The sequence below is a fragment of the Paenibacillus sp. PCH8 genome (assembly GCF_002968835.1).
Lineage (GTDB): Bacteria > Bacillota > Bacilli > Paenibacillales > Paenibacillaceae > Paenibacillus.
In genome coordinates this window covers 647,678-668,918 of the sequence record NZ_PKQK01000002.1, presented here as the reverse complement: position 1 = coordinate 668,918, position 21,241 = coordinate 647,678, and the positions used below count along the sequence as shown (strand labels likewise).

The 21,241-nt window shown below is 45.1% G+C and carries 22 protein-coding genes, 1 tRNA gene, 1 pseudogene and 1 riboswitch; of the genes and pseudogenes, 18 read left to right on the top strand and 6 right to left on the bottom strand.

The annotated features are described in order from the left end of the window. Position 1: 1 nt before the first annotated feature. Complete coding sequence (locus tag C0Q44_RS15805) at positions 2-304, bottom strand: urease subunit gamma (RefSeq protein WP_105408232.1); 303 nt, start codon at positions 302-304, stop codon at positions 2-4. 261 nt (positions 305-565) lie between these two features. On the opposite strand from C0Q44_RS15805, the gene urtA reads away from it, so the two are divergent. From urtA to urtE, 5 genes are all read left to right on the top strand, one after another. Beyond that, positions 566-1,813 carry an urea ABC transporter substrate-binding protein gene (urtA, locus tag C0Q44_RS15800; protein ID WP_105408231.1) on the top strand — a complete coding sequence of 416 codons (1,248 nt, stop codon included), beginning with the start codon at positions 566-568 and terminating at the stop codon, positions 1,811-1,813. A 204-nt stretch (positions 1,814-2,017) separates the two neighbouring features. Continuing rightward, positions 2,018-2,923, top strand: a complete 906-nt coding sequence (gene urtB, locus C0Q44_RS15795) for an urea ABC transporter permease subunit UrtB (protein WP_105408230.1) — start codon at positions 2,018-2,020, stop codon at positions 2,921-2,923. Positions 2,924-2,951: 28 nt separating this feature from the next. Beyond that, on the top strand, positions 2,952-4,043 hold the full coding sequence (gene urtC, locus C0Q44_RS15790; protein ID WP_105408229.1) for an urea ABC transporter permease subunit UrtC: 1,092 nt from the start codon (positions 2,952-2,954) through the stop codon (positions 4,041-4,043). After that, positions 4,006-4,815, top strand: a complete 810-nt coding sequence (gene urtD, locus C0Q44_RS15785; RefSeq protein ID WP_105408228.1) for an urea ABC transporter ATP-binding protein UrtD — start codon at positions 4,006-4,008, stop codon at positions 4,813-4,815. Before urtC ends, urtD begins: the two co-directional genes overlap by 38 nt. Further along, on the top strand, positions 4,793-5,488 hold the full coding sequence (urtE, locus tag C0Q44_RS15780) for an urea ABC transporter ATP-binding subunit UrtE (RefSeq protein ID WP_105408227.1): 696 nt from the start codon (positions 4,793-4,795) through the stop codon (positions 5,486-5,488). Before urtD ends, urtE begins: the two co-directional genes overlap by 23 nt. 31 nt (positions 5,489-5,519) lie before the next feature. On the opposite strand, the gene C0Q44_RS15775 is transcribed toward urtE, so the two are convergent. The 3 genes from C0Q44_RS15775 to C0Q44_RS15765 all read right to left on the bottom strand — a co-directional run bounded on the left by C0Q44_RS15775 (position 5,520) and on the right by C0Q44_RS15765 (position 7,359). After that, complete coding sequence (locus C0Q44_RS15775) at positions 5,520-6,155, bottom strand: nitrogen regulation protein NR(II) (protein ID WP_105408226.1); 636 nt, start codon at positions 6,153-6,155, stop codon at positions 5,520-5,522. Positions 6,156-6,182: 27 nt separating this feature from the next. Beyond that, the gene (locus C0Q44_RS15770) at positions 6,183-6,386 is read right to left on the bottom strand and encodes a Rha family transcriptional regulator (protein WP_105408225.1); all 204 of its coding nucleotides are present in this window, start codon (positions 6,384-6,386) and stop codon (positions 6,183-6,185) included. Positions 6,387-6,657: 271 nt separating this feature from the next. Continuing rightward, positions 6,658-7,359 (bottom strand): urease accessory protein UreF, encoded by a 702-nt coding sequence (locus C0Q44_RS15765; protein ID WP_181151018.1) that lies wholly within the window; start codon positions 7,357-7,359, stop codon positions 6,658-6,660. A 426-nt stretch (positions 7,360-7,785) separates the two neighbouring features. Here C0Q44_RS15765 and C0Q44_RS15760 point away from each other — a divergent pair. Further along, positions 7,786-7,868 (top strand) — tRNA-Leu (locus tag C0Q44_RS15760). Positions 7,869-8,039: 171 nt separating this feature from the next. On the opposite strand, the gene C0Q44_RS15755 is transcribed toward C0Q44_RS15760, so the two are convergent. Continuing rightward, complete coding sequence (locus C0Q44_RS15755) at positions 8,040-8,516, bottom strand: glutathione peroxidase (RefSeq protein WP_105408223.1); 477 nt, start codon at positions 8,514-8,516, stop codon at positions 8,040-8,042. 369 nt (positions 8,517-8,885) lie between these two features. After that, a riboswitch (cyclic di-AMP (ydaO/yuaA leader) is annotated at positions 8,886-9,062 on the top strand. 118 nt (positions 9,063-9,180) lie between these two features. Between C0Q44_RS15755 and C0Q44_RS15750 the strand changes: the two genes are divergently transcribed. After that, the gene (locus C0Q44_RS15750; protein ID WP_105408222.1) at positions 9,181-9,576 is read left to right on the top strand and encodes a hypothetical protein; all 396 of its coding nucleotides are present in this window, start codon (positions 9,181-9,183) and stop codon (positions 9,574-9,576) included. Between the two features lie 175 nt (positions 9,577-9,751). Then, on the top strand, positions 9,752-10,435 hold the full coding sequence (locus tag C0Q44_RS15745; RefSeq protein ID WP_181151017.1) for an HAD family hydrolase: 684 nt from the start codon (positions 9,752-9,754) through the stop codon (positions 10,433-10,435). Between the two features lie 106 nt (positions 10,436-10,541). On the opposite strand, the gene C0Q44_RS15740 is transcribed toward C0Q44_RS15745, so the two are convergent. Beyond that, positions 10,542-11,837 carry an Nramp family divalent metal transporter gene (locus C0Q44_RS15740; protein WP_105408512.1) on the bottom strand — a complete coding sequence of 432 codons (1,296 nt, stop codon included), beginning with the start codon at positions 11,835-11,837 and terminating at the stop codon, positions 10,542-10,544. Positions 11,838-12,219: 382 nt separating this feature from the next. Between C0Q44_RS15740 and C0Q44_RS15735 the strand changes: the two genes are divergently transcribed. From C0Q44_RS15735 to C0Q44_RS15685, 10 genes and pseudogenes are all read left to right on the top strand, one after another. Continuing rightward, positions 12,220-12,639, top strand: a complete 420-nt coding sequence (locus tag C0Q44_RS15735) for an organic hydroperoxide resistance protein (protein ID WP_105408220.1) — start codon at positions 12,220-12,222, stop codon at positions 12,637-12,639. 353 nt (positions 12,640-12,992) lie between these two features. Further along, entirely contained in the window at positions 12,993-13,271 is a 279-nt protein-coding gene (locus C0Q44_RS15730) for a hypothetical protein (protein ID WP_105408219.1), read from the top strand. Between the two features lie 141 nt (positions 13,272-13,412). After that, on the top strand, positions 13,413-13,835 hold the full coding sequence (locus C0Q44_RS15725; RefSeq protein ID WP_105408218.1) for a thiol-disulfide oxidoreductase DCC family protein: 423 nt from the start codon (positions 13,413-13,415) through the stop codon (positions 13,833-13,835). Positions 13,836-13,897: 62 nt separating this feature from the next. Next, complete coding sequence (locus C0Q44_RS15720; protein WP_105408217.1) at positions 13,898-14,761, top strand: DUF6612 family protein; 864 nt, start codon at positions 13,898-13,900, stop codon at positions 14,759-14,761. A 213-nt stretch (positions 14,762-14,974) separates the two neighbouring features. After that, positions 14,975-15,358 carry a VOC family protein gene (locus tag C0Q44_RS15715; protein WP_105408216.1) on the top strand — a complete coding sequence of 128 codons (384 nt, stop codon included), beginning with the start codon at positions 14,975-14,977 and terminating at the stop codon, positions 15,356-15,358. 158 nt (positions 15,359-15,516) lie between these two features. Further along, positions 15,517-16,734 (top strand): nucleotide-binding protein, encoded by a 1,218-nt coding sequence (locus tag C0Q44_RS15710; RefSeq protein ID WP_105408215.1) that lies wholly within the window; start codon positions 15,517-15,519, stop codon positions 16,732-16,734. Further along, positions 16,731-17,669: pseudogene (locus C0Q44_RS15705) on the top strand (TadA family conjugal transfer-associated ATPase); the annotation flags it as partial. The gene C0Q44_RS15710 and the pseudogene C0Q44_RS15705, both read left to right, overlap by 4 nt. Further along, positions 17,659-17,838 carry a hypothetical protein gene (locus tag C0Q44_RS15700; RefSeq protein WP_105408214.1) on the top strand — a complete coding sequence of 60 codons (180 nt, stop codon included), beginning with the start codon at positions 17,659-17,661 and terminating at the stop codon, positions 17,836-17,838. The pseudogene C0Q44_RS15705 and the gene C0Q44_RS15700, both read left to right, overlap by 11 nt. 524 nt (positions 17,839-18,362) lie before the next feature. Continuing rightward, positions 18,363-19,697 carry a DNA sulfur modification protein DndB gene (locus C0Q44_RS15690; RefSeq protein ID WP_181151016.1) on the top strand — a complete coding sequence of 445 codons (1,335 nt, stop codon included), beginning with the start codon at positions 18,363-18,365 and terminating at the stop codon, positions 19,695-19,697. Further along, complete coding sequence (locus tag C0Q44_RS15685) at positions 19,690-20,706, top strand: phage lytic cycle repressor MrpR family protein (protein ID WP_105408211.1); 1,017 nt, start codon at positions 19,690-19,692, stop codon at positions 20,704-20,706. Before C0Q44_RS15690 ends, C0Q44_RS15685 begins: the two co-directional genes overlap by 8 nt. Positions 20,707-21,241: the final 535 nt, after the last annotated feature.

The window sequence follows — 21,241 nt, the reverse complement described above, 5'->3', positions numbered from 1 at the left end:
CTCAGCGTATGGGTTCATGTACGGTTACCAGTTTCGTACCGTCCGGAAATGTGGCTTCTACCTGCACATCAGGGATCATATCGGGAACGCCATCCATACAGTCTTCCCGTGTCAAAATGGTGCCACCATGCCTCATTAAATCGGCAACACTCATTCCATCCCGTGCTCGTTCCATAAGTTCGGAGGTCAACAAGGCGATGGATTCAGGGACATTTAACTTGAGTCCGCGTGCTCTTCGTTCGCGGGCGAGGTTAGCGGCTACGGTAATCAGGAGTTTTTCCTTTTCCTGCTCAGTCCAGTGCAAGGCAATCCGACCTTTCGCTTATAGTGTCTGAAATGTTCATGGATGATATTGTATGTTAAATATACTCACACAGGGTGGTTCCTTTGTCAATAAGGATCGAATCTTATTCGTGACATGCATAGAACGAGTAGGCATAAAATAAAATTATGTTAGCTATATTGACACGGAAGGTGCAACGCTCCATAATTTGGATCAACGAACATTTCAGGTGTAAATGACCTTAATGTTCGTCAATAGACTAAAAAAAGGGAGTGTAGGCTATTGAAGAAGAGGTCGGTCAAGTTATGGAGTGTGTTGCTCGGTGCGGTCATTGTAATGACGGGATGTGTAGAGGGTACGGCACCGCCTGAAGCTTCGGGTTCAGGGGGTACAGGAGAGTCTGCTGCATCTGAAACGATCAAAGTTGGTATTCTTCACTCCCTCAGCGGAACGATGGCGATCAGTGAAGTATCCGTTAAAGATGCCGAAGTGCTTGCTATTGAAGAGATCAACGCCGCGGGCGGAGTTCTGGGTAAACAGATCGAAGCTGTAGTCGAGGATGGCGCTTCGGATTGGCCTACTTTTGCGGAGAAGGCTGGGAAGCTGCTGCAACAGGATAAGGTAGCCGCAGTATTCGGCGGATGGACTTCTGCGAGTCGGAAGGCGATGCTCCCGGTGTTTGAACAGAACAAGGGGCTATTATTTTATCCGGTGCAATATGAAGGATTGGAATCATCACCTAACATTTTTTATACAGGAGCAACAACGAATCAACAGATCGTTCCCTCCGTAACCTGGTTACTGGAGAACAGGGGCAAGACGTTTTATCTGCTTGGTTCCGATTATGTGTTTCCCAAAACGGCTAATCAGGTCATCAAGGCACAACTCGCGGCAGAGGGCGGAGAAGTGGTGGGTGAGGAATACACACCGCTGGGACATACCGATTACAGTACGATTATTAGCAAAATCAAGGCTGCGAAGCCGGATATCGTATACAACACGCTAAACGGAGACAGTAATGTAGCTTTCTTCAAACAATTGAAGGATGCTGGAATCTCCTCGGATCAGATGACAACCCTGTCGGTGAGTGTGGCAGAGGAAGAAATCCGTGGCATTGGCGCAGATGTATTGAAGGGTCATCTGGCTTCGTGGAACTATTACCAGACGACAGACACGTCTGAGAATACAACATTTGTTGCCAAATATAAAGAAAAATACGGTGCTGATCGGGTGACAGCAGATCCGATTGAGGCAGGATATGTGGCTGTCTATCTATGGAAGGCGGCAGTGGAAAAGGCAGGATCAACCGATGTGGAAAAGGTGAAGGCGGCGGCCAAAGGTTTGGAGTTTGATGCGCCTGAGGGTAAGGTGACCGTAGATGGTGAGAACCAGCATATCTACAAGACCGTACGGATTGGTGAAGTACAGGAAGATGGCCAGTTCAAGGAGTTATGGAATTCTGGAGCACCTGTGAAACCAGACCCTTATCTGAAAACATATGAATGGGGAGCTTCCCTCAGTGCCAAATAACACGGGACCTCGTGATTAACATCTCAAACTAGCAGATAACAAAGATAACTCGTTCGAAGTAGCCACATCATAGACGGGGGTGTAACAACACACCCTCAAATTATACCGCGGTAAAGCGTTGCTGTAACAATCAGTATAAGGGTGAAACCCATTAATGTTTTATCTGGTGCGACATCGAAATCACGGTATGAAGGAGGGAAAACGATGGATATGTTCATCTTGCAGATGTTCAATGGTCTGAGTATCAGTTCGATTCTGCTGTTGATTGCATTGGGGCTGGCGGTAACGTTTGGATTGATGAATGTCATCAATATGGCTCATGGAGAATTGATTATGATCGGCGCTTATGCAACGTACGTGACACAGAATCTGTTCATGTCCTATGCCCCGGTGTCGTGGTTCGGTGCTTACTTTGTGGTGGCTCTGCCACTTGCGTTCATTGTAGCGGCTCTGATTGGCTGGCTGCTTGAAGTGGTGTTAATCAGGCATCTGTATGGCAGGCCGCTCGACAGTTTGCTCGCAACATGGGGCGTAGGCATGATGCTGCAACAACTGGCGCGTACCCTATTCGGAGCACCCAATGTGGGTGTATCGAGTCCAGCTTGGCTCAATGGGGGATTAGCCATCTCTGATGCAATCGTATTTCCATACAAGCGAATCTTCATTATCGCACTGGTCGCCGTTGTGCTGTTGTGTATGTACCTCTATATCTATCGAACATCATCTGGAAGACGAATGAGGGCTGTGATGCAGAATCGCAGCATGGCTGGTTGTCTCGGGATTTCGACCCGTCGGGTGGATGGCATGACCTTTGCCATTGGTTCGGGCATCGCCGGAATTGCTGGCTGTGCTTTGACACTCATTGGTCCGATTGGTCCTTCACTTGGTACGTATTATATCGTGGATGCCTTCATGGTGGTTGTACTCGGGGGTGTAGGGAAATTGATCGGGACGGTCTGTGGTGCACTGGGAATCGGCATGTTCAATACGCTGTTCGAAACCTATACCTCAGCCTCCATTGGCAAGGTACTTGTGTTTGTGTGCATTGTTGCTTTCTTGCAATGGAAACCGCGCGGGTTGGTTGCGATGCGCACTCGTAGTCTCGATTAATGATGAATGTGAAGAAGGGGGTTAGTTCATGTCGGCATTACTCAAGTCAGGCAATCTGAAAATGCGAATCATCTGGGCAGTTGTTCTGATCATGATGTGTCTTGCTCCGCTGATCTCCACCGAGTTTCGCCTTAGTCTGTTAGCCAAGTTTTTGGCTCTGGCAATTCTGGCGATTGGTCTGGATCTGATCTGGGGATATGGAGGTGTGTTGAGTCTTGGGCACGGCGTGTTCTTCGGTCTGGGTGGTTATGCGATGGCGATGTATCTGAAGCTCCAGGCCAGTGGAACGACGCTTCCTGACTTCATGGGGTGGAGTGGTCTGAGTGGCCTGCCATGGTTCTGGGAACCCTTCCGCTCCTTCCCGATGGCGCTGCTATTGGGTATAGCTATTCCGGCATTGTTAGCCTTTGCCTTGGGGTGGTTTACGTTCCGTAACCGGATCACAGGTGTTTATTTTACCATCCTGACTCAAGCCTTGGTTCTGATTACAGTGACCTTGTTTGTTGGTAAACAGGAGTGGACGGGAGGCACGAATGGCATTACCGGGTATAATTCGATTTTTGGTTATACCCTTCATTCTGCGGGGACAACGATAGCTCTCTACTATATAACCCTTGCTGTTCTGGTCATCGCTTATATGCTGTGTCGTCGAATGGTGAACAGCCGGTTCGGTCAGGTGCTTGAAGCTGCGCGTGATGGAGAGAATCGGGTGCGATTCCTCGGATATGACCCGGCAGGGTATAAAACGCTGGCTTTTGCTTTTTCCGGTGCGCTTGCAGGCATTGCGGGCATGTTGTTTGTTCTCCAGGTCGGTATTATGTCGCCATCCATGATGGGGATTGTGCCCTCCATTGAGATGGTCTTATGGGTTGCGCTAGGCGGTCGCGGAACACTTATTGGGGCGGTCATCGGAGCGGTGGTGCTGAATGCAGCCAAAACAGGCATAAGTGAGGCTTATCCTGAAGGCTGGCTATTCGTCATGGGCGGGTTGTTTGTAACGGTAGTCTTGTTCATGCCGAACGGCATTGTGGGTGTGTATCGTCATGTCGTTCGCTTGCTGAAGCGGAGAGGAGAAGGTGTGCATGTCCAAGTTACTCAGGAAAAACCCAAAGTCTACTGAAGTTCCAGAGGTATTGGTAGCCGAGGAGATTACGGTTGCCTTTGGTGGTTTCGTTGCGGTCAAAGGTATGAATCTGAAGTTGCATGAACATGACCTGCATTTTCTGATTGGACCGAATGGGGCAGGGAAAACAACGATGCTGGATGTGATATGCGGCAAAATAAAACCGCTGTCCGGCTCAGTAAAGATGGCGGATGGCGCAGACTTGACGCGACTGAAGGAGCATCAGATAGTCCGCAAAGGCGTAGGGAGGAAATTCCAGGCACCATCCATCTTCGCGGGCCTGACGGTACAGGAGAATCTGATGCTGGCTGCGGAGACTCGCCGTTCTCCCCTGCAGACCATCGGGATTCGCCGATACGGGAAGATGAGTGCAGAGATGGATCGGATAACGTACCAGATCGGTCTGCAAGACCGCGTTAACGCACGTGCAGGTGCATTATCCCATGGGGAGAAACAATGGTTGGAGATCGGTATGCTGCTTCTGCAGGAGCCACGGGTGTTGTTGCTGGATGAACCAGCCGCAGGTATGACGGATGAAGAAACCCGCAAGACCGGGCGACTTCTGCAAGAGATTGCATCTGAACGCTCGGTTGTGGTGGTGGAGCACGATATGGAGTTTGTACGAGAGTTCGCAGCCAAGGTGACGGTGATGCATGAAGGTAAACTGCTGAAGGAAGGCACGATGGCAGAAGTGCAGGCTGATCCGAAGGTGGCTGAGGTATATCTGGGCAAAAGGAGGGATGATCATGCTGTCGCTGCAACGAATTGAATCCGGCTACGGGGAAAGCAATGTGCTTCGAGGTGTGACGCTGGATGTACAGCCTGGACAGGTGGTGTGCCTGATGGGGCGGAATGGTGTAGGCAAAACGACGTTGATGAAGACATTGATGGGGCTGCTCAAAACACGTAAAGGCAGTATACAGTGGAAAAATATGGAGTTATCTGCCTTTGACCCGGCCAAGCGGGCGAGAGCAGGCATTGGTTATGTACCGCAAGGGCGGGAAATCTTCCCGCAACTTACGGTTAAAGAGAACCTGTTGCTGGGCCTGGAAACGAGTGCGCCGGGTGTGAAGGTATTCCCGGAGGACGTGCTGGCCATGTTCCCTGTGCTTGCCACGATGTATGGGCGGCAGGGTGGAGATCTGAGTGGTGGACAGCAGCAACAGTTGGCATTCGCCCGGGCGCTGGCTTCGCGTCCGGGATTGTTGTTGCTGGATGAGCCAACAGAAGGTATACAGCCTTCTATTGTGGAGGACATTCGGCAAGTCATCTTGCAGCTCAAGGCAAAGGGAGAACTCTCTGTGCTGCTCGTGGAGCAGAGTATTGATTTTGTAAGCAGTGCCGCAGATTATATCTATGTCATGGACAAAGGGGCCATTGCGCTACACGGAACACCTCAGGAACTGGATATGTCGCAGTTTGAACATCATCTGTCCGTGTAGCTGTAACAGGGATGTTGATTGAAGAGGGGGTTCATGAGCGTTTGTCCAGAATGTTGGAATATTTTGGATATAATCGCCGGATACATTCCGGGCAGATATCATGGGTGAATTCGGCATGGGTATGCTTCTCCAGGTAACTCTCGACAGAGTTCCAACAGTCCTCTTCATCCTTGATATGCTTGCAGACGGCGCAAATAGGCAGCAGTCCACGTAATGTTCGCACTTCAGACAGAGCCTTTTTCAATTGCCTTTCTGTCTTCTTCTGTTCAGTAATATCCACATGTGCAATCAAAGCCAGATCACTCTCCGGACTCGGATATGCATAAGGTAGAGGGGTGAGTTCTGCTCGAAACCACCTCTCTTCGCTATATGCCGTAAATATGCAGAAGTCATATGTATGATTTTGTTTAAAAGGTGTTCCGCGCTCTTTCAAATTCTGTGCCGCTAGTGCCGTATTCACGTTCTTGCTTCGCATTGCCCATGTTTCCAACAGATGCAGGTAATGTCCGGGGGCGCCGCTCATATCCGGGTTTGGTGTAAATGGGATGAGCCCCTGTTGCCAGGCGCGGTTACAACTGCGAATGGTCCAATGGTGATCAACGATGATAAGCTGGTGACGTGTAGACTGGAAAGACAGCCTCTCCAGATCGGATGTAACATGTCTCATGGATGGGTCCTCCTTTGGCAAAAAATCTTATCTAAACTCATCTGGAATGTCCAAAATATCAGCGACCTTGTGTCTGAACCGGGTTGCTTTGCGTGTACCGTGAATGAGATTGGACAAACGATAGGGCGGGATACCGTGCTGTTCACAAAATGTCTTCTGGTCAACTTGGAGTTCGGTTAGCCGTCGTTTAATGGCCCATCCGAACGGAGTGACTGGTTTTTTCTTGTTCAAAAGGGTTCACCCCTGGTTAGAATGTAGTATTCAGTCGCCTTTTCTTCGTGTAGAATATATAGAAATGCGAGCTGTATGTTTCATTATATACGTTAATACGTCATCTAACAATTAAAAAATACGGAAAAAAGTGTATTTTGTGATGTTAAATGGCGTAAATACGTTAAATAAACCAAATAAATGACAAAAAACACGTTGGCAAGGAGGTTGCCTACGTGTTTTTTTTGGTTTGTCTTAATGGAGGGAGGATGAGGTTTGGGGAAATATCGAATTAGGCCTTATAGGCATGAAGTCCAGCTCCGAGCATATGGAAACTGGGAAATAACGTTCTCATGGACATCGAGGTTGGCTGTGCCAGTCCATCCGCAGCCGAGGCGCTGACAGTAGTCCATTCATTCTCCAGATCTGTGGCCAGGCGGACCGACAGATGCTGAGTTGTATCTGTGTTCAGGGGGAGGACTTTGGAGGCTTCGATTATGCAGGCATTCATGGCTGAATGCAGATAACCAAGGACCGCTTCCTCGACGGGGATATCGAGGTGGTGGTTAATCCAGGCGTGGACAGTGGAGAGATAGCCGACTGAATCATATTTGGCCAAGATCTGTTCGAGCTGGCTGAAATCAATCCAGGGGTGCAGAGCGCGTGCGAGTCGGATTAATCGTTTACCCATGGTAGCTGCTTGTTCTCTAAGGTCTACAGGTGTTCGCTGCACATGGACGAGCTTGTCGATTAGAGCTATCCGCCATGTATCGTTGTGATCTGCTGCAGTATAGATGCCTTTGATAGCCATACCTTCAAGACGAACGATGCTGGGATGCAACTGACAACGCATGAATGATTCGAGATCTTCAACATTACGAATGGTGCCTTCCTTGATATGGATATCCATGCCGAAGGAATGGGTGAACCCTCCGACCTGAATAGAGGAATCAAGCAGTTTGACATAATCGAGCAGCTTATTCCCACGGTTCACAGTCATTCGCCTCCTGCGTTCTTTTAATGTTAATTTATATAACATTAATATTTCTTTTTTTCTGCTTTTTGTTTGAATATCCGAATTGTATGATAGTAATCATCACATAAATATCCGTCTTTTGTCAATAGAATCCTAAAAATTCAATTAATTAAATGAATGAGTTGAATTAATTGTTAATTTATATAACATTTAAAGTTAGATTCTATGAAGTGCAGTGAAGTGATCATTACTACAATTGAATCATCAAGATGGGTTGTGTCGGAAAAAGGGGATCAACATTAATGATATGCAGTTCATGGGTAAACATGACGAGAATATGCGATTTTTGAGGAAAATACGTATAGAAAAAGAAGTATTGAAAATCACTTTACTTTTAGATCTAAACCCGGTATAATAAATTCTGTTGCCGATTATTTACGACATGCGGTCGTGGTGGAATGGCAGACACGCTATCTTGAGGGGGTAGTGGGCGTATGCCCGTGGAGGTTCGAGTCCTCTCGACCGCATCATAATGAACGAACATGAAGGAGCTTTCCGTCATCGGGAAGCTTCTTTTTTATATTTTATTTATTTTTTAATCCATCTGTCGTATCTGTATAATGCAGAGGTTGAAAAAAAGGCCATCCATAACCGGGAGTGAGTGTGCTTACTCTTCCGGTTATGGATGGCCTTACGTTTTATTTAAGCAAATTCTTGATATCTTCTTCAATCTTATCAGGTGTTGTTTTGGGAGCATACCGTTTCAGTACTTGTCCGTTCTGATCCACAAGGAATTTGGTGAAATTCCATTTGATTGCTTTGGAACCAAGCAGGCCTGGAGCTTCTTTGCTAAGGTGTTGGAAGAGAGGGTGAGCGCTTGAGCCGTTCACATCAATTTTCTCAAACATGGGGAAACTCACGCCATAATTCATCTGGCAGAACTCGGCAATATCGTCGGAAGAACCTTTTTCCTGTGCAAACTGGTTGCTTGGAAAACCAAGGACCTCAAACGGAGCATCCTGGAACTTGTCTTGCAGTTCTTGCAGACCTTTGAATTGAGGTGTCAAACCGCATTGGCTCGCCGTATTCACAATCAGCAGCACTTTGTCGCGGTAGTCGGACATTTCGACTTCTTGACCGCGAAGAGTATTCACTTTGTAATCGTAGACTGTCATCTATATCGCCTCCAAGGTTCATCGTATATCTTCTATTATATTGGTTGCAATTAAATAATGCAAAACTAATATCCTTTTAAAGGATCGAAACAAGCAAGTTATGTGTAATACGTGAATGATTTGCGAAGTGATTTACGCCAGAATGAGAATTAGATAGCTTTGAAGAGATGGATAGAGTATAACCTTGTTGTAAGCGTTATTATAGTTGTTTATTAGCGAAAATCTGTCGATTCGGTCATCTGTGCGGACTTTACACCGTCATGGTACGGGTGTATGATTCATAACGTAATTTCAATTTTGATTAAATTGTACATGAAAAACGAAACAAACGATAATATCGCTCTGTTTTATCTTTGGGATATACGAACGATGTTTTAATCGCTGAGTTTCCATTCATTATATGAGTGGGAAACGGGGGAACCAACGGGGCGCACTGTCAGGGACAGTACGCATCCATGGGGTGAATTTTCCGGTGACAGCCGGAAATAGGGCGACTCTCGCGCCCGAATCCGTCAGCTAACCTCGTAAGCGTTAAAGGGAGAGGCAACAAGCCGTACGCTGGTTCATGGCGTTTTCGCCATGGGTTATTTAAGAAGCGTTCGGGAGGCCTTGGTCCCCCACGCTTCTTTTTTGTTGTCTTTTCACGCCAAGGGAGGAACGAATGATGGATACTGAGATGATCTTAGTGACTGCTCCGAATGAAGCAGGACGCAAATTTATCAAGTTGCTGATGTACAAAAAAATGTCTTTTGCCGTTCTGACCAACAGTGCAGGGGAAGAGCGGAGACTCCGCAGAATTGGGGTAGAGCACGTCATTCGCATGAATACGGCTGCAGCTCAAAAATGGTTTTTGCCGCAGGGTAGTGTGGGCAATGTGTTTATTTTCGAGAATAGTCTGAATCTGACTTGTCGCTACTTGCAGATCTGTCGTTCATGGACATCGAAATCACTGTGTGTCATTACGGAGCAGAGCCATCCAAAGGGGATCTATCGGGGAATGGGCGCAGACCGGATTGTGTATTCGCTTAATGGCGAAGTCGGTTTTTTGCTCAATGGTTAATGGGATAGCTTGCGATTGATCCGGTGTAAGGTGCCTGTTATAATTGAATGTATTAGAATCAATTTCAGAATTCACTCAAGGTATTATGAAATTGATTCATCGCTAAACGGAAATCTGAGGAGACTCATGCATGATGGTGAGTCTTCTTTTTTTATGTTTACAAGGAGGAATTGGCGTGCCGGATGTAGCTGGATTAAAGTGGTTGTTTTTTGATGTCGGGGATACGCTGGTGGATGAATGGGAGCCGGTTGATGATATTATCGGACAGTTCGTCCGCGAAGCTTGTTCTCTGGGTTATCCGGTGAAGATTGAGGCGGTACGAGAACTTTTCGCGAACTGTTACCAGAATTATGAGCAATGGCCCATGAGAGTGGCTATTCGCACATTTATAGATGACGAAGGGCACCGAAAACAGATTCAGGACAAGCTGAAATTTCAAAAAGAGCTCGAACGTCCCTTTCCTTCAGCGGATTCCGTCCTTCAGCACCTGTCCCGGTATTATCACATTGGAATTATCGCCAATCAGAGTCCAGGAACGGAAGAGAGACTGGAGAGCTACGGTCTGCGGAAGTATGTTGACGTTCTGGCCTGTTCGGCTGAAGAAGGGGTGTCCAAGCCAGACCCAGAGTTGTACGCCGTGGCCCTGAAACAGGCAGGCTGTGCACCGGAGGAAGCCGTAATGGTCGGGGATCGGATTGATAATGATATTATTCCTGCTCGTAAGCTTGGCATGCGCACGATTCGAATCATGCAGGGTTACGGGAGATTCCAGCCGGAGCTGTCGGGCGATGAACGTGCTGACTGGACGGTTGAGTCACTGGATGAGCTTCTGCCATTACTTACGCCTAATCAGAATTAGATTAATGAGTACAATATAAAGGCTGATCAACTTGGGTATGAGATACCGGAGCTGATCAGCCTTTTGGCGTTTGTTTGTTTCTAATATGATGTATATCAGAACGGAGTTAGAATAGCAGGATTGTTTGGATGATCAGATATACATTCAGAACAACGATAATGGCAGTAATGATCCATGAAACGATTTTGAGCCACAGTTTGTTGGCAAATGCGCCCATGCTTTTTTTATCGCTCGTAAACATGACCAGCGGTATTACAGCAAAAGGTAATTGTAGCGACAGAATGACCTGGCTCAGAATAAGTAACTCTTCTGTACCGTGTTCTCCAGCGATAGCTGTGACAATCACTGCCGGGATAATGGCAATCAGACGTGTGACCAGTCTGCGCAACCATGCCGGAATCCGAATGTTCAGGAAGCCTTCCATGACAATCTGTCCAGCAAGTGTACCTGTAAGGGTGGAGTTCTGACCGGATGCCAACAGGGCCACACCGAACAGGATACTTGCAATCGTCGTACCCAAAAGGGGGGTGAGCAGATGGTAGGCATCTGTAATCTCGGCAACCTGCGTCATGCCGGCACTGTGAAATACAGCAGCGGACACAATCAGGATGGCTGCGTTGATGAACAGAGCCAGTGTGAGCGCAATTGTGGAATCCATGGTCGTGTAAAGGATGGCTTCCCTTTTGCCCTGAGTTGTCTGTTCGATCTGACGGGTCTGAACGATAGACGAATGCAGGTACAGATTATGCGGCATCACGGTTGCTCCTATAATACCGATGGCGATGTAGAGCATGACCGGGTTTTGCAAAATCTCGACATTCGGTACAAAACCGTGGAGAACACCGCCCATATCCGGCTTTGCGAGAAACAGATCAATCCCGAAGCAGAGGGCAATCGTAGCCATCAGCACAATGACGAGGGTTTCCAGTGCGCGGAAGCCTTTGTTCTGTAGTACAAGAATGAGCAGTACATCAACTGCAGTGATAATAACGCCATATAACATGGGGATGTTAAATAGCAACTTTAACGCAATAGCTGAACCAATAACCTCAGCCAGATCGGTGGCTGCAATCGCAAGCTCACATAGAATCCATAACATCATGACGACAGGCATGCTGAAGCGTTCGCGACAGGCTTGAGCCAGATCCCGTCCAGTCACGATTCCAAGCTTGCCAGCCAGCGACTGGAGTACAACGGCCATCAGGTTGGAGATCAGAATGACCGATAGCAGGGTATACCCGAACTGTGAGCCACCTGCAATATCTGTGGCCCAGTTGCCGGGGTCCATATAACCAACGGCAACGAGATAACCCGGGCCTACAAAGGCAAGAAACTTTTTCCACCAGGCAACATTCTGTGGAACTTTCATGGAGTTATGTGCTTCTCCGAGAGAAGGAGCCATCCCTACAGGAGATAACGAATCTCTTGAAGGAGTGTTGAACGGATTTTTTTTACTCATACAATGATCACCTGACTTTGAAATATTGATGCGGACGAACCGCTTTTGATATATCTAAATTTTTATGTTTATTGTTACATTGTACTCCTTCAATACTTTTTGTCTAGTGCAACTTTTATGTATGAGGACAAAAAACGATTGAAACTTAAAATAGACCCTTGTATAGTGCCCAACTTCAGGAAAAATACAGCCATCGATATGATATGCATGAAAATAATAAAGATGTAAAAGCTGATAAAGTGTAAGAAACACGTTTCAAAATGAGCCAGAAGTTTAATTTGAAATGAAGGCAATTAAAACGATATGGATGAAGGAGAGATTCTTAATGGAAGCTTTATATACTGCAGTAGCGACAGTTAAAGGTGGACGTACAGGTTCGGTTACTTCTTCGGATGGCGTACTCCAACATGATCTGAAAATGCCAAAAGAGCTGGGTGGTTCAGGTGGTGAAGGCACCAATCCAGAGCAACTCTTTGCCGCTGGGTATGGAGCATGTTATGAAAGTGCCCTTGCCAATGTAGCCCGTAAAGCAGGTGTGAAGCTAGAGAATGTGGTCGTTACAAGTAACGTATCCATAGGTAAAGATCCTGAAGATGACGGTTTCCAGTTATCTGTTCGTCTGGACGTGAGCATGCCTGGTGTGGATCACAGTCAAGCAGAGGATTTGGCCCGCAAGGCGCATGATTTCTGTCCTTATTCGAAAGCGACACGCGGCAACATTGATGTCGTACTGAACGTAGTCTGAGACCTGACCCCCAACAAGTTACGTAGAACACATAGAGCAGGGTATCCTAGATTCCTGATGTTCGTGTACCAAGCCCTGCTGGCAATCGGCAGGGCTTGGTGTTTTATACGAAGAGGCGATCTGGATAACAGATAGGATTGAGCAGCGATTTGTATGCACCCAATGTAGAGGCGCGGATTGCAATATTACATGTCTTGAAGGGCCAAAAACAGGGGCAGGTAGGGACCATTCTGGATATTCTGTTTGGTGGGTAGACATGCGTGATTTGACATCGAACTGAATTTTCTTTAATATAACTTAGTACTGAGAAGTGTCATTGCATGAACCAAATTTGAACTAAACAGGTGATATACATGTCTTATAGACCGCGTATTGCAGATTTAGAATTAGCCAGTGGAAACGAAAAAGACGGATTGTATGAATTTAAAATGAAATTGGTAGACGGTACAAAATGCCGTATATTCTACTCCCGTTCTCCGGAATGGAAGCTGACTCATATCAGCCGTCTGCAGAAAACGCCTTGTCCAGTATGTCGCAAAGATTTTATTTGCAAATGTATGGACCAGTGGGCAACTGACCTGCATCAACAAATGATTGACGACCAATGGATTGAAAAGGCAATTGCTGAATAATTGCCGGACAGATACGAGCGTGGGCATATAGCCTGCGCTCTTTTTCTATCCTATTCTAGCGTATATATTATTTCGAATGAGGAAACAAGATGGCTCAAAGTGGGTAAATGACTCTAACAGCAACAATAGGAGGCAGCCAATATGATAGCAAATCAAACAGATGTGCATCAGGGACACCCCATCGTACTGGTGGATGGAGTCTGTCACTTCTGCCAAGGCTTAACCAAGTGGATTATCAAGCGTGACCCGGAAGGGAAATATCATTTTGCTTCGCTTCAATCAGATATAGCCAAAGCGTTGCTGGAGAAAGGTAATCTTTCAACAGATCGTATGGATACCTTTGTCCTTATCGAAGATGGAAATTACTATACACGTTCGACCGCAGCACTGCGTTTGGCCAAAGGACTGAAGTTTCCTTATCCCTTGTTATATGGATTCATTATTGTACCAAAGTTCATTCGCAATGCAGTCTATAACTGGGTTGCACGCAACCGATATCGTTGGTTTGGCAAAGATGAAGCGTGCATGTTGCCTACGCCTGAAATCAAAGATCGATTTCTGTGATTAATACCGGTAATAATTGGGTAATGACTACAGATCATATCTATTTTTGGGAGGACAACAACTTGAAGAAGTGGACTACATTAATCATCGGGGCATTATTGGCATTAAGCTTGGCAGCATGTGGTAACGATACAGATAATACGGCAACGCCGCCAGCTAGTAACAACGAAACCTCTAACGAGGGCAATACACCTGCGGAACAGGAGACAAAGATCCCTACTCTGGACGAATTGATTGCCAAAACCAATGCAGCTACGAAAGAAATGAAAAGCTTCACAACGGAAGCAAACATTGATCAGAATCTGAAGCTGGACGCTGGTGAACAGTCTCAGGATCAACAGGTTAAAACATCACTCAAGATGGATATCATCAAAGATCCAATGATGATCTATCAAGAGATGAATATGGAAATGTCGGGACAGGAAGCTCAAAACGTGAAGCAGTATATCACTTCGGATAAAATCTACTCCCAAGTTGGTGAGCAGTGGGTTTCGATTCCTGAAGCTCAAACGAAAGAGCTGATTGAGCAGATGAAAGCAAGCATGAACCCGGAAGGCGAATTGGAGCAATTCAAAAAGATTGAGGAAGACACCTCAGTTACGGAAGAAGGCGACAATTACGTTATTAACGCCGACGTATCCGGTGATAACGTGAAAGAACTGGCCAAAGCCGTGATGGAGCAAAACGGATCGGACGCCCAGACTCAAGCGATGCTTGATCAAATGAATATTACAAGCATGAAAATGAAATATATGATTAACAAAGAAACCTATTTGCCAGCAAGCACGGATGTAACAATGGTCATGGAGATGGAACAGAATGGACAGAAAATGACAATGGACATGAAAATGACCAGTACATTCTCTAACCAGGATCAAGTGAAAGAGATCAAGATTCCACAAGAAGCATTGGATAGCGCCAAGTAATACATTGGCTATGCCAAATGATATGCTGAAGATTATTTAAGGCAATAAACATGCATCATTGTATGCCGTATGCAGGGTACCTCTGAACTAGATCTGTGTGAGCCGAGAGGCTTGCCGGATTAGAATCAGGGGTGTTTTTCTTTTTAGCGGAGATTATGGTCAGAGTCCAAAGTGTTATAGTATAGTCATGTATAATTAGAGAGGGGGATAAAGATGATTGAATACGCACATATTCACCACGTTAGTCTGGCTGTACGTGACCTGGAAGTAGCGAAGAAGTTCTATTCCGGGTTACTAGGTATGCAGGAGATTGAACGTCCACCTTTTCGCTCCACAGGTACATGGTATGCTATCGGCAGTCAGCAGCTTCATCTGCTACAGCACCCGGAGGGTCACACGCTGCGTGAGGCTGGTATTGACACAACAGATGGTCACTTTGCCATCTGGGTCACCAGTTACGCAGAGACGATTGCCTGGCTGGAACAGCAGGGAATAGAGTATGAAGCGAGACCGGAGAGTGTTGCCGGATTTGCACAGATTTTCGTGCTGGACCCCGACCGTAACATTATTGAATTCGATTCACCTTATCAATCCTAGGGGAAAGGCTTAGAATAATTCCCTTGCTCCCCAGAAATTGTATGCTATATTATCCATACATTCATAGCACGTGACGGAAGCACCGTCCATATACTGCATGTTCATGCGGTTATTGGACGGTGTTTTTTTGTGCTTTTTTGCAGGGAGGGAAGGAGAAATTGATTGTACTGAAGGCAGTGCTAGTTAGCAAAGATAGAGATTACATTAGTGCCTGGCTTGATTACGTACAGGGCAGTTCGTCCAGCTCGAATGTACGTTTCACAGCCTTCTCCCAATGGGATTCGTTCAAGGAACACATGAACGAGCAGGAAGGCAGGCAGATGCCAGACCTGGTTATTGCGGAACCTGAATTTCTGAACAATTGGCTGAGTAATGGCGGTGAAACATCGGGTGTACCTTGGCTGATGCTTAGTGAAGGGATGGAAGAGGTGGATGAAGCCAAGCGGCTGATGAAGTATCAACCTTTGCCCACTTTACTGGATGCGGTAATGCATGCTTGCCGGCAACCTCGGCGCAAGAAGAACCAACGCCCTGGACAGGAGACACACGCCATTGGCGTAGTCTCGGCTTCGGGTGGAAGTGGCAAAACAGCAGTTGCTTTGCATATGGCGAAGCAACTGGGGCTTGCAGGTTATGCGGTCCTGTATCTCAATCTGGAGACGCTGGACAGTACGCTTCCATTTCTGGAGAAGGGATTCTCCCGGAACGGACAGCGTAATCCGGACGCGGAGACAGGATTGTCACGTCTGCTTTACGATCTGAAGGTGGGCAGAAAGGAATCGGGCAAGCATCTACAGGTGGAAACCAAGTCTGTAGATGGATATGTGATGCGGCATGAATCACTGAAGTCCGACGTGTTCTGGCCGTTATCGAATCGGAAGGAAATGCTGCAGATGACTCGTGACGATACGTCGAATCTGCTCCGTTATTTGACGGACTGTGGACAATATGATGCGCTCATTCTGGATGGGGATTCAGGTTGGGATGCACGCAGTGAAGGGGTGCTGGATACAGCAGATTCACTCGTCTGGCTAATTGAAGACAATATCTCTGCCATGCACCGATGGGGGCAATGGTTGCAGCATGCAGAGCGTACCAGGCCAGATCTGTACGAAAGTGTGCTGGATCGTGCGAGCTTCGTAGTCAATAAATATCGGGACAGTGTGGTTAATACCCTGCCGAGACCTGATCTTCATCTGGATGCGGTGTTGCCGTATATCCCTTCATGGAATCAGCTTAGTCAGGAAGAAGTCATGCTTAGCTCTCCAATCTTTCAGCGCGAAGTGAAAAGACTATGTGCCATGCTGGTCCAGGATGGAGAAGAGGAATTAAAGCAGACGGGTCGGATTCAGAAAGTGGATCGGTGGGCGTTATGACGAATTCATCCAATAGAATTGCGGATCGTGAAGAACAGTTTCAGATCATGCGCAGGGAAGTCAGGGCAGGACTGGATTTAACCTCTTCCGCTGGAGACGATGAACTATGGCAAGGGATAGAACGCAGAGTTCTCACTGACCCGAAGCTGGATGAGCTGACCTCCGGTGAGCGTCATATGCTCGTACAGCGATTATTTGACTCCTTTCGTGGGTTGGATATTCTGCAGCCGCTTGTGGATCATCCCGATATTACGGAGATTATGATCAACAGCCACAAGGAGATTTTTGTGGAGCAAGAAGGTGAGGTCAGCCAGATTACCCTTGAATTTGAGTCCAAAGAACGGTTGGAAGACATTATTCAGATGATTGTGTCCGGGGTAAACCGGATCGTGAACGAGTCTTCCCCGATCGTGGATGCACGATTAAAGGATGGTTCGCGGGTCAATATTGTGCTGCCTCCCATTGCTTTGAAGGGCCCTACAATGACCATTCGAAAATTCCCGAGTGAGCCGATGAAGATGTCCGATCTGATTGATAAGGGAGCCTTGAATGAGGAAGCCGCAGAATTGCTACAGCAGCTGGTACGGAGCAAATACAACATTTTCATCGGAGGTGGGACCGGATCGGGAAAAACGACCTTTCTGAATGCATTATCCCAGTTCATCCCTGCCGATGAGCGGATTATTACAATTGAAGATTCGGCTGAACTACAGATTGTTACCGTACCGAATCTGGTATCGCTGGAGACGCGAAATGCCAATACCGAGGGTAAGGGTCTCATTTCCATTCGCGATCTGATCAAGTCATCCTTACGGATGCGTCCGAATCGAATTGTCATTGGTGAGGTAAGGGGTGCGGAAGCACTGGATATGCTACATAGTACGTCTATAAAAGTGGGTATGAGTGATGAGAGGAGTAATGGAAATGAAGAAAATGCTTGATACAACAGGGGATTTCGAACGATATATGAACTTTAAACGTCCTATAGTTGTATTGTTTAATGGTGAGAAAGAAGAAGGGGTAATTGTATCTCACAATGAATATGCAGTTAAAGTGAACGGGAATTATTATGTAAGGGATTCGTGTGAGTTTTGGTCGAAGTAGAAAGCACGTTCGTGTTTGTGGTATAATATTCCTAATTGCACTAATCACAACAGAGAGGGAGAAATGTGAATTTGGGATATCGTAATTTGTTTATTTTCATGTCTGTCTTGTCTAGTGGAGCAGCTATATTTCTGTTGTTTACAGTACTATTCAAGATCATACCTGTGACCGAGTATACCGATACAAGTTTTGGGCGAATTAAAACAATGGGGTATGAATTCTTTAATCCAATTCAACGTATAGCAATTGATCCAACCAATATAGTTTTCGCGGTAGTCGTACTGGCATTTTCGATTTATTGTATGTACCATATAAAACAATACCACACAGCCTAGACAGCCCTCACACGGCTGTTTTTTTGTTTGCCCGACCATTGTTCGGACGGTTCTCTAACTCCAACACAGCTAATCCTCGCCATCTACAATCGTGTCACCAAGTGACATGTACACTTCAAAAAAATGTCCTACTTATTATCTTTGTGTTTTTGTGATACCATACTATATGTATGGAAGGAGTTAATGTACATGAAAATAGACAGGTCTAATATTGAGAAATTGATCAGCATTCAACTTGAAATAATAAGTGCTTCCAAGAAGCTCAAGTATCAATTTAAGTATCAACTCATTGAACTGAATATTCCTGTAGAGGTAATTGACTCACTCCTGAAAAATGAAGAGTACGTTGCACAGTACATTCCACAAATCGATACTTCGATATTGTACGGTGTATGCCAAGCTTTATTCACTGTAACGGGAAATGAGCAATTAGAACCCAATCAACTGTTCGGCAAACGTGAGATTAGAGATGCTCAGGACAACCTTAGATCCATTGTTCAGAAGAGAATGGAATTACCTATTTCATTTCCAGACACTACAAAGCTTAAATATGACAGCTACATAACCAAGATTGCAATTACAGATTTAGTGAAGATGTCTGAGAGCCAGTTAATTGTGTATGATTATGAAACTCAACGTGGTGCTAAGTATGAACTGAACCAAAGTGGAGGAGTAGTCAAAACGCCAATCGTTAATAAGGCTAGTGTTAAGAGGATCGCATCCAAAATGGCTGATAATCAATACTTTGAGGATATGATTACCCTGAACGTATATTCTACAGAAGTCGATCCTCTGACGTACTACGAGGACTCTAAAACGCTAACTATTAACGATGGGGCAGTAATATCTATACTTGATGGTTTCCACCGATTACAGGGTGCTATAGCAGCTCTACAGAGCAATCCTAATTTAGACTTGGATATGATACTCTCCATTAGGTCATATGACCATGAGACAGCTCAAAAGTATTTTGGACAGATCAATACAATCAACGTGTTGAAGAAAGAAAGAAGAGATGAACTGTCACAGGAAAGAATGTCTGATAAGGTAGTAGCTAATCTACAAAGGAAGTCAGAGATAGGGAAGCAGATTGCTTCATCAACAACTGTTAATGAATTAGCTGGAGAGTTGACCACCTTTGATATCATGAGCTACTCAATTGATCGCATGTATCATTTTGACAGACAGTTAGACGTTATTAAAACTTCAAATTATCTCAATGATTTCTTTACTTATTTGGTCGGTAGTTATCCAAATGAGTTTTCAATTAACGCAAATAAGCGTGAGAATGTAATTATGAGCCATCCATTGATGTTTATTGGATACATTGCACTCTCAAAGTTCATGAAAGATCATGATATAGGTTTAGACCAGATAGAACAGTATGTAAACAGTATTATCTTTGAGGTTGATAAACTTGAACCACTTCTTAATGCAAAGAAATCACTGACAGGAAACAAACGTCTCAGAAATCAATTAATTGATTACTTTGAATCTAAGCTAGAGGGGAATAATAGTGAATAAGATATATGGAGATAGTCTCTATAACGAATCACAGAAAGAGCGGTTTCTGCAAAGACAGAACGAGAACACAAAGGATGTATACTCCAGAGTACTTCGTAGAGCATCGGCTATAGAAAAACGGTTAGAAATGGATTTATATGATTTTAATCTAAGTGAAATTAAACAAGTATTGCTTCTGTTAGAGTCCACTAAACTTGCTACTGTCAAAAGTACAGGGAGCATTATACAGAACTATATTCGGTGGGCTATAGAGCAAGATTTACGTAAGGACAATATAAATCCACTTGATGCTGTTTCAGGAAATGACTTTTACAGTCAATTTGTAGATGATAGCAAGGCAACGCTATTTAGCGAAGAAGATATCGAGAATATCGTGAGTGGTTGCCTTAACTTTCAGGATAAAGTAATTGTCCAAGCATTGTTTGAGGGGATAATGGGTAGAGGGAACAGTGAGTTGCTTAATATGAAAATGGAACACGTATCTGAAACAGATGAAATAGATAAATACAATATCACCCTCTACAATGATACTCGCAATGGTCGAGAAAGCAGAGAAATAACTATATCTAGCTATCTATACAATATTCTCAGGATCGCAAATAAAGAAGACAAGTACATTAAGAACAACGGAAATTTAATACCCAGCACAAAAGTTACTCATAATAATCTAATAGATAACGATTATATTATACGATCTGCTGTGAATTCAGGGATTAAGCAGAGTGTTGATGACCCAGCATCTATTTATTTAGTTACAATGAGAGTAGCTAAGATATCAGAGTGGCACAATCTACCATTGTTAACTCCTACTAACATCAGAAATAGTGGAATGCTTAAGATGGCAAGAGACCTGTATATCAAGTATGGAAAACTGGAGAGAGAAGAGTACTATACAATTTGTGAGCATTATAACGTGGCAAGGCAACGTGATGGATCATATGCCTATTCAAAATATAAAGTTGGCTTTCTGAATATGGACAATTTAGGGTTGATATATGGTATAGGATAGTTTATTGAGGTTGACATTGCGTCAACCTTTTTGATTTGTCTACTAGGACGAAATTTCGTGTACCTTTACTAAGGAGTATCAGTTAATCGAGATTTCTCGGAAAAGTCTATGCAAAATGCACAACCTTTTCACTACCCATAATTGGGGAATGATACTTGTTAACATGGTGATTCATCATATTAGAATTGGAGTAGGGGTGCTTGAAATTTCAAGCAGGGTTAGTATTTCTCGGTTTCGAGAAAAAGTATGTGATTTATTCATAGACTTTCAGGCCTTTCGATTCAGAAGGTCTGGATTATCGTATCGCGATTTCGCGAAGCAAGTTCAATCCTAACCAAGTTGGTTAACACTGATCAAAGGAGGTTAAATTCAACCCTCCCCACAAATATACGCGACACGTCAATATGACGTTTTGACTGTGCAAAGTTGCACAGTGACTTATAGCAATACAGAATATCCGTATCAGTCAATGTTCCCCGAAATTTCCGTGGAAGCTTCTCGTCAATTTGACGACAACCTCAAACTTGAGGAGCGA

What these genes read in the sequence shown, in the direction of transcription:
- C0Q44_RS15775 (WP_105408226.1), bottom strand. Translation starts at nt 6,155, where the DNA reads ATGAGACATGTTACATCCGATCTGGAGAGGCTGTCTTTCCAGTCTACA.
- C0Q44_RS15735 (WP_105408220.1), top strand. Translation starts at nt 12,220, where the DNA reads ATGGAAGCTTTATATACTGCAGTAGCGACAGTTAAAGGTGGACGTACA.
- C0Q44_RS15690 (WP_181151016.1), top strand. Translation starts at nt 18,363, where the DNA reads ATGAAAATAGACAGGTCTAATATTGAGAAATTGATCAGCATTCAACTT.
- C0Q44_RS15715 (WP_105408216.1), top strand. Translation starts at nt 14,975, where the DNA reads ATGATTGAATACGCACATATTCACCACGTTAGTCTGGCTGTACGTGAC.
- C0Q44_RS15750 (WP_105408222.1), top strand. Translation starts at nt 9,181, where the DNA reads ATGGATACTGAGATGATCTTAGTGACTGCTCCGAATGAAGCAGGACGC.
- C0Q44_RS15740 (WP_105408512.1), bottom strand. Translation starts at nt 11,837, where the DNA reads ATGGCTCCTTCTCTCGGAGAAGCACATAACTCCATGAAAGTTCCACAG.
- C0Q44_RS15700 (WP_105408214.1), top strand. Translation starts at nt 17,659, where the DNA reads ATGAAGAAAATGCTTGATACAACAGGGGATTTCGAACGATATATGAAC.
- C0Q44_RS15725 (WP_105408218.1), top strand. Translation starts at nt 13,413, where the DNA reads ATGATAGCAAATCAAACAGATGTGCATCAGGGACACCCCATCGTACTG.
- C0Q44_RS15730 (WP_105408219.1), top strand. Translation starts at nt 12,993, where the DNA reads ATGTCTTATAGACCGCGTATTGCAGATTTAGAATTAGCCAGTGGAAAC.
- C0Q44_RS15755 (WP_105408223.1), bottom strand. Translation starts at nt 8,516, where the DNA reads ATGACAGTCTACGATTACAAAGTGAATACTCTTCGCGGTCAAGAAGTC.
- urtB (WP_105408230.1), top strand. Translation starts at nt 2,018, where the DNA reads ATGGATATGTTCATCTTGCAGATGTTCAATGGTCTGAGTATCAGTTCG.
- urtE (WP_105408227.1), top strand. Translation starts at nt 4,793, where the DNA reads ATGCTGTCGCTGCAACGAATTGAATCCGGCTACGGGGAAAGCAATGTG.
- urtD (WP_105408228.1), top strand. Translation starts at nt 4,006, where the DNA reads ATGTCCAAGTTACTCAGGAAAAACCCAAAGTCTACTGAAGTTCCAGAG.
- urtC (WP_105408229.1), top strand. Translation starts at nt 2,952, where the DNA reads ATGTCGGCATTACTCAAGTCAGGCAATCTGAAAATGCGAATCATCTGG.